This window comes from Salmonirosea aquatica (assembly GCF_009296315.1).
Taxonomy (GTDB): domain Bacteria; phylum Bacteroidota; class Bacteroidia; order Cytophagales; family Spirosomataceae; genus Salmonirosea; species Salmonirosea aquatica.
This window is the reverse complement of sequence record NZ_WHLY01000002.1, coordinates 4,147,394-4,159,999: the sequence shown is the minus strand read 5'-3', so window position 1 is coordinate 4,159,999 and position 12,606 is coordinate 4,147,394. Positions and strand designations below refer to the sequence as shown.

Here is a 12,606-nt window from a genome sequence, read left to right as displayed (position 1 = left end):
AGGCAAGAAATTCATGGTAAAGAAGGGATTTTATATAAGTGGGGCGCTCGTTATTCTGTTTTTCGTGCTCAGCGGTTTGTTTGTGCAAAAGCAACCGCCCAATGTGCTTTTCATTTGCATTGATGACCTCCGGCCCGATTTGAAATGCTACGGAAATACCGAAGTACGTTCTCCTAATCTTGATGCACTGGCGGCGGAGTCGAGCCTTTTTACGAGACACTACGTCACCCAGCCTACCTGCGGAGCCTCGCGCTTCAGTCTCTTGACGGGCAGGCGTCCGCGGACGCCGATCCACCTTACCAATGAAGCCATTGAGCGGGAAATCAGCGGGAAGCCCCGCTCCGAAATACCCGAAACCTTCGTGGATCATTTCCGGCAGAGCGGCTACTATACCGTAGGGATTGGCAAGATCAGCCATTCGCCGGACGGCTACGTGTACGGCTACGAAGAACCCCGAAGCAACCAACTGGAGCTACCCCACAGCTGGGACGAAATGCTGCTGGATGCCGGAAAATGGATAACGGGCTGGAATGCCTTCTTTGCCTACGCCGATGGCACCAACCGCCAAACCCATAAAGGAGAGGTAAAACCCTACGAAAGCGCCAAGGTACCCGACGAGGGGTACCCTGACGGACTGAGCGCCCAACTGGCCGTGACCAAGCTGAACGAACTGGCGAAGAAAAGTCAACCGTTTTTTCTGAGTGTTGGCTTCTTCAAACCCCACCTCCCGTTCAATGCCCCGCAGAAATACTGGGATTTGTACGACGAATCGAAACTTTCGTTGACGCCCTCGCCCGACCTACCCACCGACGTAAACCCGGCCAGCCTGCACAACAGTGGCGAGTTTAACTCCTACAAGGCTGGGGATGAGAATGCCTCACTGACTAAGCCCGTTTCGGATGCGTATGCGCGCAAGTTGCGCCACGCCTACTACGCCGGTGTGAGCTACACGGATGCGCAGGTAGGTAAGGTATTGGATGAATTGAAAAGACTGAAACTGGATAAAAACACGATTGTGGTGGTGTGGAGCGATCACGGCTGGCACCTGGGCGACTACCGGGTGTGGGGCAAGCATACCATCTTCGAGCGCGCAGTCCGGTCTGTTTTGATGGTGAAGGTACCCCAAACAGCCGGCGGGCAGCAACGCGACGAGATTGTGAGTAGTATCGACATATATCCTACCTTACTCGAGCTGTGTAGCCTCAAACCCGTCGGGAATCTGGACGGACAAAGCTTCGTCCGTTTGCTAAAAAAGAAGAAGGCACCTGCCTGGGAGAATGTGGCTTACAGCTATTTCAACCGGGGTGTCAGCCTTCGTACCGACCGCTATCGCTTTACTAAATACTTCCGAAAGCAGGAGCCTATCGTTGAATTATACGATCATCAGGTTGACCCTAACGAAAATCACAACGTAGCCAAAGAGCGCCCTGAGGTCGTGGAAAAACTAACGCCCCTATGGGCAAAAGGAAACACCGGAGTTTACCAATAAACTTAATTTCAAATTTTATGAAAATCAGATCACTTCTTACCCTATTCCTGCTCGCCCTTTCGGGGATTCTTTACGCCCAGAAACCCAACATCATCGTCATCATGGCGGATGACCTGGGGTATAGCGACATCGGCTGCTACGGCTCTGAAATCCAGACTCCGAACCTAGACGCCCTGGCCGCGGGGGGCGCAAAATTCACTCAATTTTATAACGCTGCCCGGTGCTGTCCGAGCCGGGCGTCACTGCTCACGGGTGTGTACCCCCATCAGGCGGGTATGGGTCGGATGGTGGTGACCTCGGCCATCAAGAACCGGGACCCCGAAACTCCCTACCAGGGCTGGCTGAGCCGCAATACCGTCACGATTGCCGAGGTACTTAAAAATGCCGGCTACCAAACTTACATGTCGGGCAAATGGCACGTGGGCGAAGAACGCCCGGACTGGCCATTGCAACGGGGATTTGATAAGTACTTTGGCCTGATCAGCGGGGCCAACAGCTACTACCGACTGCTACCCGGTCGGTTGATTCTGGAAGGTAACGAACCCTACCAGATTCCCGAGGGCTTTTATATGACCGATGCCATTTCTAAAAAAGCCGTGGACTACATCGATGCTTCGTCAGGAAAACCCTTCTTCATGTACGTGGCTTACACCGCGCCGCACTGGCCGCTGCACGCACCCGAGGAGGAGATGGTAAAGTACCAGGGCAAGTACCTGAAAGGCTGGGATAAGCTGCGGGAGGAACGCCACGCCCGGCAACAGAAAATGGGCCTGCTTCCAGCTTCTCAGGTACTATCTGACCGTGACCCGACTCTGCCCGCCTGGGAGGATGCGCCCGACAAGGACGAGTGGGATCAGAAAATGACCGCCTATGCAGCTATGGTCACGCGCATGGACAAGGGCATCGGGCAAATCGTAGCCAAGCTCAAAGCCACTGGCCAGTTGGATAATACGTTGATTATGTTCCTCTCAGACAATGGTGCCTGCGCCGAAGAGCTCGACGGTCGGGCTAAACGTGACCTGGGTGAGGAAGCCTACGAACGGTCGCTGGTCACGCCGCCGGGTAAGAAAGGATCTTATGTGGCCTACGGCAAAGAATGGGCTAACCTGGGCAATGTACCCTTCCGCTTGTACAAAAGCTATACGCATGAGGGGGGTACCTCTAGCCCGTTGATTGTACATTATCCCAAACTGATCAAGAAATCTTTCCAAACCGATCAGGTAGGCCACATCATGGATATCATGCCTACCTGCCTGGAACTGGCCGGAGCGACCTACCCCACCACCTATAAAGACCACAAGATCAAGCCCGTGGAAGGGAAAAGCTTGCTGCCGATTCTGCGCGGGCAAGTGAGGGTACCCCATGATTTTATCGCCTGGGAACACTTTGACAGCCGGGCCATCCGCCAGGGCGACTGGAAACTGGTGTGGGCTAAGGAACTGAAAAAATGGGAGCTCTACGATTTGTCCAAAGATCGCGCTGAACAGCATGACTTGGCCGGTTCCAAACCTGAAAAAATGCAGGAATTACTTGCCAAGTATACCGCCTGGGCGAGCCGCGTAGGTGTAGATAAATGACGTTGTGGATGAGTAACTGGTAGCAGACCTGGCCAGAGTAATCTTTGATTTACAGGGAAATACTTCGGATAGGTCTCGTGTGCGTTTGAACCGTTCTGTTTATGAACGGTTCAAACGCAGTGCTCAATAGTGACCAAGTGGAGGTCGGGCAAGTAGAATATAGCATCCGCTGCCTATTTCTTACAAGTACCTGCGCAATTTCCCTCCGAACACATGACCCTACAACAACTTCGCATCTTCCTCGGGCTGGCCGGCATGGGTTTCTGGCTGGCGGCCTGCATACCTTCGCAGGAACAGCCCACTGATCGCGAGGTAGTGTACCAGGTGTCTACCATCGATGCCCTGCTTGCGGGCGAGTACGACGGGGAAGTCACCTACGGGCAGGTACGCCAGCACGGTGATTTTGGCATAGGTACTTTTAACGCTTTGGATGGGGAAATGCTGGAGCTTGACGGGGATGTGTTCCAGATAAAGTCCGATGGCAAGGCTTATCCCGTGGCGGATTCAACGAAGACACCCTTTGCGGCCGTAACCTATTTTGAAGCCGATACCGTGGTACCCCTTACAGGTCCCGTTAGCTTTGAACAACTTTGTGCACTGATAGACAGTCTGATTCCTTCTGAAAACAATTTCTACGCCATCAGGATAGAGGGCGAATTCGAATCCATAAACGCCCGAAGTGTGCCCCGGCAGGTCAGGCCCTACATTCCGATGGTGGAAATCGTAAAAACCCAGCCTACGTTTGCCTACGAGCGGGTGCAGGGTACCTTGATGGGCTTCCGTACGCCGCCGTTCATGAAAGGCCTCAATGTACCCGGCTACCACCTGCACTTTATCACCCACGACCGAACGCGCGGCGGGCATGTGCTGGCTTGCTCTGTGGCCAAAGGTACCCTGTCGATTGATTTCACTTCGGGCTTTCACATGACACTGCCGAACTCGGGCAGTTTCCACCGCATAGATCTTACTCAGGACAAACAGGCCGAACTGGAAAAAGTAGAAAAATAAGTGGTCGTAGCAGGCTTATTTCTCAATAATCACTTAACCTGCCTGGCTTAAACCATGACTAAGTAATGGCATCTAACCCGTACAACAACACCGAATCAGCCATGGAACCGAGCCGCACAACCGCCCAATACAGCGTACAGAAAACGCCCCTGGATCAAAAAGTAAAAATCAGCACGGCCGAACCTTTTGAAGAACTCATCCGGAAGTACTGCTACGTCAAAATGTTGAGTTGATTGTTCAGCCGTTTACGCTACCTTTTTCATTCCTTCGATTTTCTGAACGACGATAGATTGTAAGTCAGCGCTACAAACCAGCCCGTCCGGGGAAACACCTGGACGGTGGGTACCTCCCTGGGAAGTGTTTCGGTCGGGTAAGACCTATCCGTCCTATACCGCCCATCTAGGAGGGTACTTCCTTTGAAGGTTGCACCAAGAGTCAGTACCAGCCGGGTCTCGCGGCCCATCAGTACCGACCCGCCTAGATGGAATAGAAATCCGTCGAAGGCGGTGGTGGTACTTACACCGGGGCTAAGCGCCCAGCTGGTTTTACGGGCCGTACGCTTATACAGGTGCGCAAATGCCCCAATCGAAAGTAAAAGCCGGGTGCCGGCCTCTTTCTCGTAGATGAAGGATTGGCTCGAATCCTCGGAAGACCCTGCGTAATAGAGTTCCTGGCCGAAGAAATGGTTATTTTTTAGTTGTCCGCTAAATAACACCCCCGTACTGAAATCCACCTTCCAGCCCCCCACAACGGGTATGCTGGTTCGCGCCGTCAGTCGATTGGGATAGTTACAGGTCAGAAGCGTATCAGCCTGGAAAGTCAGGCGCAGGTTCACCTCATCCTTACTGGCTTTAAAAGGATCCGATACGTAGGTAAAGTTGGCCCGGTTGATACGATTGTAATTATCGAGCAGGGCCTGTATTTTGTTTTCCTTGGCCAGTTTATCCATTTCATCTACCTTCTGGAAAGCCATTGCCACAATGGGCGCCACCTCCGCGGCATTCGGGCTAACATTCGTAGCCGGAATCCTCAGTACCTGAGCCGCAATGACATTGCGGGCGTAGCGGACCGCGGCGATACATTCCAGGCACTCATCCCGCAGCTGGGCTGCCTGCTCGGCCCGCCCCTCTTTATCTACCAGCAGCACTGCGTTCGTAATCCGGCAAAGCTCCTCTTCCAAAGTCCCGTACGGACGTTCGCAGTCGCGGAGCAGGTTGGTAATGACGTTACCCAAGCGTTCCACTTCTTCCATATAGGCGTAGCAGTCGTTGATCGTTTCTAGCTGGTGGTCAATTTCGCGCAGGGCTTCCTGGCCTGAGTCAGGCATTTCCAGAATATCCGGCCCGGCATCTTTGGTTTCGGGAAGGGTCAGTGTGGCAAAACCCGGCAATCTGAAACCCGTAAGCACACCCGGCGAGTCCACGTTGAAGTTCTGTTGGTTCGCCGAGCCTTCCACCCCGAACAGGCTCCGATTTACGTCGGTCACCTCGATGCTGTATACCTCTCCGTGTACTAAACTGGTGGGCCATCGGTAAATGCGGTCTTTGATGTCGTTAAAGGGAACAATAATAACCGACTGCGCCTGGGCTTGCCAGGCCATCAACAGCCAACAGAACAAGAATAGTTTTTTCGTCATATGTGGATTTATACGGGCCGATGAAAAATATCGCAACCGGGCTGTCCTACCCCTATGCCCAAAGTTAGCAGGCTTGGGAAATAAACCCAGTTTTCTTCTCCCGAAAAAGGATGTTTTTTCGGGATGATTGGCCAGAAATCGCCGTCCGTTGCTTTAAAACTTGTTGCATCTGGGGCATTTTATAACTTTGAGTTGGCTAAGTATTAGTCCATTGATAAAGCGCAGGTAGGGTACCTTATCCGATTAGGATGCTCTGAGCCAGACCAAATTATTCCACTACGTTTGTCACCCGCGTAGGTATTCTTGGAACGATCAACGGGTACCCTAGGGTACTCATTCAGAAAATGGACCATTTGAAAGTAAGATTGGATTTCAGTGGGCTATATTTGAGTAGAAACCCGGTTTTCAAGTCTATTTTTTTATCAACCATCTTTTTCCCATGCCTTTTAAAATAGCTCTGTTCTTTGGTTTTGCCCTGACGACTCTGCTCCGCCCCGATCCCGTCAATCTGTATCTTATTGGAGATTCCACTGTAAAAACCGGCTCGGGCGTGGGACAAAACGGCCAATGGGGCTGGGGAAGCGTGCTGTCACAACATTTCGACACCACCCGGATCAAGATTCACAACCATGCAATCGGGGGCCGGTCGAGTCGTACTTTTGTGAGCGAAGGACGATGGGACAAGGTCCTTTCCCAACTCAAGCCGGGAGACTATCTGCTCATCCAATTCGGACATAATGATTCGAGTCCGGTAAATGATACGCTTCGCGCCCGGGGTACCATCCGGGGCATCGGGGAAAAAACCGAAGAAATTGATAATCTAATTACCAAAAAACACGAAATAGTTCATAGCTATGGCTGGTACCTGCGCAAATTTATCGCCGAAGCTAAGTCCAAAGGTGCCATCCCGATTGTCTGTTCACCGATACCACGCAACAGCTGGAACAAGGACCATATCGTGCGCCCCGACGACAGCTATCCGCAGTGGGCAGAGGCCGTTTCCGACGCGCAGGGGGCCTACTTCATCGACCTTTACGAGCTGATAGCCACCGAGTATGACCGCAGTACTCCCGCGCAGGTCAAGCAGCAGTATTTCACATCGCTGGATGATACCCATACGGCCCTTGCCGGCGCTGAACTTAACGCCAAAATGGTAGCCAAGGGGATAAAGTCATTGAAGAAATGCGGGTTGAGGGGGTACCTGAAGTAGAACGTCAGTCTTTCAGTTTTTGAAGGAAGAAATAGGGTAGTTAAATGCAAAGAAAATGCCGCTTAAATCAAACAAAAAGCACCTAGCGACTCAACGCTAGGTGCTTTTTTGATGTGGGCCCACCAGGGCTCGAACCTGGGACCACCTGATTCACTTTCCTCCGATTTCCCGGAGTAGTAGGACTATCTCATCACCCGTCTCACCTTGGTGAGGATGGGGTGGGGGGCGTTGTTAGGGGCGTATTGGTGGTCTCCTCACCCCTTAGTCTCTGCACCTTCCAGATTACAAAATCGACCTTTATCTGGCTTGGCTCAGGATTGCCATCGGCACTACCCGGAAGGTTTCCCTGAATTAACCCCTACACATCCGCTGATTCCTCAGCGGAGGCACCGCGCAAAATTCGTTGAACACTTGGAATGAAAAGTTCGGGGTTATGTTCTTCTGCGTGGCAGTTAGAACAAAGCAAAATGCATTTTTTGGCTTCCTCCAGTATCAGGTTCCATCTCTTGTTAGAAAGGACTCTCATATCCAACTTGAATTGCTTCAAATCAGCATCTACATGATGAAAGTGCAAAGCCGACAGATTGCGATCGTATCCGCAATTGGCACATCCTCCGCCCATTAAAGCAATCAACTCCGTCTTTCTTTTCAAAGACCTTAGCGTCTGAGAAAAATAGGTGTTGGCTTGCTCTTTTATTCTGTAATAGTGGCCTCTCTGTTTACAAGCATTGGAACAATACTTTACTTTCTGTCCACTAATCGCAGTTTGGCAAACGATGCACTTTCTTTCCATTTGTTCAAAGAACTTGGCCCGATGAGTCAGGTGCTCTAACCGACTGAGCTATAGGCCCCACTCTTGACGAGTTTGGATTGCAAAAATAGGCGTTCCAATTCTTATCACCAAGTATGTTGTGTAAATGTTTAACTGTGTAATCGTGTAATTGTATCTTTGACGGAGACACATGCACGGTGGATCATTTGTAAGTGAACCCAATAGCCTACTCTTGCAACAGTCTGACAATTATACGATTCAACCAATCGATACCCCTTTGAACAAACGAAAAATCCTCAATGATCCGGTCTACGGGTTCATCACCATCCCGTCGGAACTGCTGTTCGATCTGGTGGAACACCCGTACTTTCAGCGGCTACGGCGTATCCGGCAGTTGGGAATGGCCGATCTGGTATATCCCGGAGCGTTACACACGCGCTTTCATCACGCGCTGGGAGCCATGCATTTGATGGGACAGGCCTTAAAGTCGCTGCAGGAAAAGGGGCATCTGATTTGGGAGCCCGAATGTGAGGCCGCACAGATCGCCATTCTGCTGCACGACATTGGACACGGACCGTTTTCGCACGTACTCGAAAACACTCTACTTTCGGGGGTACCCCACGAGCAATTGTCGCTTCTTTTCATGAAAGATATGAATCGGGCAATGAATGGGCGACTGGACATGGCCATTCAGATGTTTCAGGGTACCTACCCCCGCCATTTTTTCCATCAGCTGGTTTCCAGCCAGCTGGATATGGATCGCATGGATTATCTTAATCGCGACTGCTTTTATACAGGGGTGGCCGAGGGTACCATTGGGGCCAACCGTATCATTAAAATGCTGGATATACATAAGGATGAGCTGGTCGTAGAGGAGAAAGGGCTACTTAGCATCGAGAACTTCCTGAATGCCCGCCGCCTGATGTACTGGCAGGTGTACCTGCATAAGACTTCGCTCTGCGCCGAAGCCATGCTGACGCAGATCATTCGCCGCGCACGCGACCTGAGCGAAGCCGGAGCCGACCTGTACGCTTCTTCAGATTTGGGCTTTTTTCTGAGAAACCGATCGGCCCTCGATGACTTTAAGAAAGATGCCGACCTGCTGCAGACGTTTGCCCGGCTGGACGACTACGATATATGGAGTGCGCTGAAAGCCTGGGCCCGATACCCCGATCCGGTGCTATCGACGCTCTGTCAGGGCCTACTCAACCGCCATCTCTTCAAAATCCAATTCCTGGATTCTCCCCCCAGCTCCGAGCTGCTGGAAGTCCTGCACCGTCAACTTGCAGCACAGGGGGTACCTCAAGACCTGATCTCTTATTTTCTGGTAGAAGGACAAACCACCAATTCGGCTTATGTGACCGGTGAGGACCAGATCAAGGTAAAAATGAAGAATAATACCATAGTGGACATCGTGGAGGCCTCTGAGCTACCCACCATTCAAGCGCTTAGCAAGATTGTCCGTAAGTATTACGTATGTTGGGCTAAAACCGTATCTTTGCCGGCGTAGTCGTGCCGCAAAGATTTATGGGACAATGAAGCTTAGTGAACATAAAAACTGAACCACACCCTCGTAAAGCGGTATTTGTCCAAGTCGTTTTGATCTAACTATGGAATTTACTATCGGGCAGATCGCTCAGTTATTAAAGGGTACGGTGGTAGGCGACACCGCCGGTATCATCCATTCCGCCGCCAAGATTGAAGAGGGAAAACCCGGATGTATTTCGTTCCTTTCCAATCTTAAATACGAGAACTATCTCTACACGACGCAATCTACGGCGGTATTGGTGGATCACGATTTTAAACCCCGCAAGGCGCCTTCGACCACGCTCATTTATGTAGAAAACGCTTATCTGGCCTTTACGCAACTGCTGGAGGAATATCAGAAAGTAACCAAAAGCGCACGACGGGGCGTTGAGCAGCCTAGTTTTCTGGGTGAAAACACGCAGGTAGGTCAGGATGGCTACCGGGGTGCTTTTTCTTACATCGGCCGTCAGTGTCAGATCGGCGAGCGGGTCAGGATTTACCCACATGCCTACATTGGCGACAACGTGCAGATTGGCCACGATACGGTCATTCATCCGGGTGTCCGGATTTATGACAACACCATCATTGGAGCCCACTGCATCATTTTTGCCAACAGTGTCATCGGTAGCGACGGGTTTGGCTTCGCCCCCCAGCCCGATGGCAGCTACAAGACCATCCCCCAACTCGGCAATGTCGTAATCGAGGACCACGTCAGTATCGGGTCAAACACCACCATCGACTGCGCTACCATTGGTTCGACGATCATCCGCGCCGGGGTCAAAATCGACAACCTGGTCCAGATCGCCCATAACGTTGAAATTGGGAAAAACACCGTTATCGCCGCCCAAACCGGCATTTCGGGTTCCAGCAAGCTCGGAGAGCAATGCGTGATAGCCGGACAGGTGGGTATTGCCGGACACCTTTCCCTGGCCAACCGAACCAAAGTAGGGGCACAGTCGGGGGTAGGTAAGACTATCCGGAAAGAAGGACTCTCGCTGAGCGGCTCACCCGCCTACGACCTGACCGCCCACCTGCGTGCCCTGGCCGTGCTGCGGAATCTACCCGAACTGGAAAAACGCCTCCAGGCAGTGGAAAACGAGCGCATTGACACCGCCAACAACGCCCCTTCCTGACTCTTTCTATTCCCTCGAAATCTCTCCTGTCATAGCAGTATTACCAGTAAGCAATGAACGAAAAACAACAGACCATAAAGAAAGCGGCGTCGGTGTCGGGCGTAGGACTACACACGGGTGTGTCGGCCACGATGACTTTTCTGCCTGCTCCCGCTAACCACGGCTATAAGTTTCAGAGAGTAGACCTGCCCGACCAGCCCATCGTGGATGCGGATGTGGATAATGTAGTTGACCTTTCGCGGGGCACAACCATTGAACAGAATGGTGCCCGTATCAATACTGTAGAGCATACCCTGGCCGCCCTGGTGGGCCTGCAAATTGACAATGTCCTGATTCAGCTCAATGGTCCTGAACCCCCAATCCTGGACGGAAGCTCGATGAAGTTCATCGAGGCGCTGGAAGATGCAGGCATTGAAGAACAAAACGCCTACCGTAACTACTTTGAAGTACCCGAGTATGTCCACTATGTCAATGCCGACAAGGACATCGAAATGGCTGCCCTACCCTTGTCTGACTACCGCCTGACGGTGATGGTGGACTACAACTCCAAGGTTATCAATAGCCAGCACGCCTCGCTGAACGACATAACTCTTTTCAAAGAAGAAATTGCCTCCTGCCGTACCTTCTGCTTTCTTCATGAATTAGAAGCCTTGTATAAGCAGAATCTGATCAAGGGCGGTGACCTCACCAACGCCATCGTGATCGTGGATCGCCAGGTACAGGAAGGCGAACTAGATCATCTGGCCAAACTGCTCGATAAGCCCAAGGTAAGTGTAGACGAGTCGAAAGGAATCTTGAACAATGTAGATCTGCACTTTCCCAACGAAATGGCCCGGCACAAGCTGCTGGACCTGGTAGGTGACCTGGCGCTCGTGGGTCGTCCGCTCAAAGCGCAGATTCTGGCGGCTCGTCCCGGTCACGCGGCCAACGTGGCTTTGGCCAAGAAAATCAAAAAGCTGATGAAAGCCGCCAAGGACGGGGTACCACAGTATAATCCCAACAAGGCACCCATTCTGGATATCAATCAGATCGCCAACCTGCTGCCACACCGCTACCCGTTCCAGATGATCGATAAAATCATCGCTCTGGACGAAATGAGCGTGGTAGGCACCAAGAATGTGACTATGAACGAGCAGTTTTTCCTCGGTCACTTTCCTGGCAACCCGGTTATGCCCGGTGTGATGCAACTGGAGGCCATGGCCCAGACCGGCGGTATTCTGGTGCTTAGTACGGTACCCGATCCCGAAAACTACTGGCCCTACCTAATCGGAATCGATAATTGTCGCTTCCGGCGCAATGTTGTGCCGGGCGATACCGTCATATTCAAATGTGTGTTCACATCGCCCATGAAACGGGGCATTGTAAAAATGAGCGGACGTGGCTACGTGAGCGGACAACTCGTGTGCGAAGCCGACATGATCGCCAGCCTGGTCAAGAAAAAATGATACAACCCCTAGCTTATATTCATCCCGAAGCAAAAATTGCTCGTAATGTTGTCGTCGAACCGTTTGCCATGATTCACAAGGACGTGGAAATTGGCGAGGGTACCTGGGTGGCCTCTCACGCTGTAATTAACGAAGGGGCGCGCATTGGCAAGAACTGCCGGATCTATCCGGGTGCGGTCATTTCGGCCATCCCCCAGGATCTCAAATACAACAACGAGTACACGCTCACTTTTGTAGGGGACAATACCACAATCCGCGAGTATGCTACCATTAGCCGGGGTACCGAGGAACACTGGAAAACTGAAGTCGGCAGCGACTGCCTACTGATGGCCTACGCCCACATCGCCCACGACTGCGTCATTGGCGATCACTGCATTATTGGCAATAATGTGCAGATGGCAGGACATGTCCACGTGGATAACTGGGCCATTGTGAGCGCCATCAGTGCGGTGCATCAATTTGTCAAGATCGGTGCTCATGCCTTCGTGTCGGGCGGATCGCTGGTACGCAAGGACGTACCACCCTTTACCAAGGCAGCCCGCGAACCGATTTCCTATGCGGGGATCAATTCGGTAGGCTTGCGGCGGCGTGGCTACACCAACCAGCAAATTGCCGAGATTCAGACCGTGTATCGCTACATCTACATGAAAGGCCTAAATAATTCCGACGCCCTCAACCAGATCGAACTGGAGCTACCTCCTTCCGACGAGCGCGACGAGATTGTGAATTTCATACGTACCTCCGAGCGAGGTATCATGAAAAGCCCGCTGCAATTCGGTGAGCATCACGACCATGAATGAGACGGGGAA

Annotated in this window: 11 protein-coding genes; 9 read left to right on the top strand and 2 right to left on the bottom strand. The window is 52.0% G+C overall.

Features of this window, described 5'->3' with window-relative positions; all coding sequences use genetic code 11:
* Positions 1-13: 13 nt before the first annotated feature.
* From GBK04_RS18270 to GBK04_RS30750, 4 genes are all read left to right on the top strand, one after another.
* Positions 14-1,489 (top strand): sulfatase, encoded by a 1,476-nt coding sequence (locus GBK04_RS18270; protein WP_152762119.1) that lies wholly within the window; start codon positions 14-16, stop codon positions 1,487-1,489.
* Between the two features lie 17 nt (positions 1,490-1,506).
* The gene (locus GBK04_RS18265; RefSeq protein ID WP_152762118.1) at positions 1,507-3,066 is read left to right on the top strand and encodes an arylsulfatase; all 1,560 of its coding nucleotides are present in this window, start codon (positions 1,507-1,509) and stop codon (positions 3,064-3,066) included.
* A 213-nt stretch (positions 3,067-3,279) separates the two neighbouring features.
* Positions 3,280-4,074 (top strand): acetolactate decarboxylase, encoded by a 795-nt coding sequence (gene budA / locus GBK04_RS18260; RefSeq protein WP_152762116.1) that lies wholly within the window; start codon positions 3,280-3,282, stop codon positions 4,072-4,074.
* 65 nt (positions 4,075-4,139) lie between these two features.
* Complete coding sequence (locus tag GBK04_RS30750; RefSeq protein WP_373331094.1) at positions 4,140-4,307, top strand: hypothetical protein; 168 nt, start codon at positions 4,140-4,142, stop codon at positions 4,305-4,307.
* Positions 4,308-4,333: 26 nt separating this feature from the next.
* Here the strand turns inward: GBK04_RS30750 and GBK04_RS18255 are convergent, their stop codons facing one another.
* On the bottom strand, positions 4,334-5,710 hold the full coding sequence (locus GBK04_RS18255) for a hypothetical protein (RefSeq protein ID WP_152762114.1): 1,377 nt from the start codon (positions 5,708-5,710) through the stop codon (positions 4,334-4,336).
* A 439-nt stretch (positions 5,711-6,149) separates the two neighbouring features.
* Between GBK04_RS18255 and GBK04_RS18250 the strand changes: the two genes are divergently transcribed.
* Positions 6,150-6,920 (top strand): rhamnogalacturonan acetylesterase, encoded by a 771-nt coding sequence (locus tag GBK04_RS18250; RefSeq protein WP_152762112.1) that lies wholly within the window; start codon positions 6,150-6,152, stop codon positions 6,918-6,920.
* Positions 6,921-7,278: 358 nt separating this feature from the next.
* Here the strand turns inward: GBK04_RS18250 and GBK04_RS18245 are convergent, their stop codons facing one another.
* A complete protein-coding gene (locus tag GBK04_RS18245; RefSeq protein ID WP_152762110.1) occupies positions 7,279-7,572 on the bottom strand; it encodes a hypothetical protein in 294 nt (97 codons plus the stop codon).
* 397 nt (positions 7,573-7,969) lie between these two features.
* Here GBK04_RS18245 and GBK04_RS18240 point away from each other — a divergent pair, with 397 nt between their 5' ends.
* The 4 genes from GBK04_RS18240 (at position 7,970) to lpxA (ending at position 12,597) form a co-directional block, all read left to right on the top strand.
* Positions 7,970-9,202 carry an HD domain-containing protein gene (locus GBK04_RS18240; protein ID WP_373331093.1) on the top strand — a complete coding sequence of 411 codons (1,233 nt, stop codon included), beginning with the start codon at positions 7,970-7,972 and terminating at the stop codon, positions 9,200-9,202.
* Between the two features lie 100 nt (positions 9,203-9,302).
* Positions 9,303-10,352 (top strand): UDP-3-O-(3-hydroxymyristoyl)glucosamine N-acyltransferase, encoded by a 1,050-nt coding sequence (gene lpxD, locus GBK04_RS18235; protein WP_152762106.1) that lies wholly within the window; start codon positions 9,303-9,305, stop codon positions 10,350-10,352.
* Positions 10,353-10,405: 53 nt separating this feature from the next.
* Positions 10,406-11,797 (top strand): bifunctional UDP-3-O-[3-hydroxymyristoyl] N-acetylglucosamine deacetylase/3-hydroxyacyl-ACP dehydratase, encoded by a 1,392-nt coding sequence (locus GBK04_RS18230; protein ID WP_152762104.1) that lies wholly within the window; start codon positions 10,406-10,408, stop codon positions 11,795-11,797.
* On the top strand, positions 11,794-12,597 hold the full coding sequence (gene lpxA / locus GBK04_RS18225; RefSeq protein WP_152762102.1) for an acyl-ACP--UDP-N-acetylglucosamine O-acyltransferase: 804 nt from the start codon (positions 11,794-11,796) through the stop codon (positions 12,595-12,597). Before GBK04_RS18230 ends, lpxA begins: the two co-directional genes overlap by 4 nt.
* Positions 12,598-12,606 lie beyond the last annotated feature (9 nt).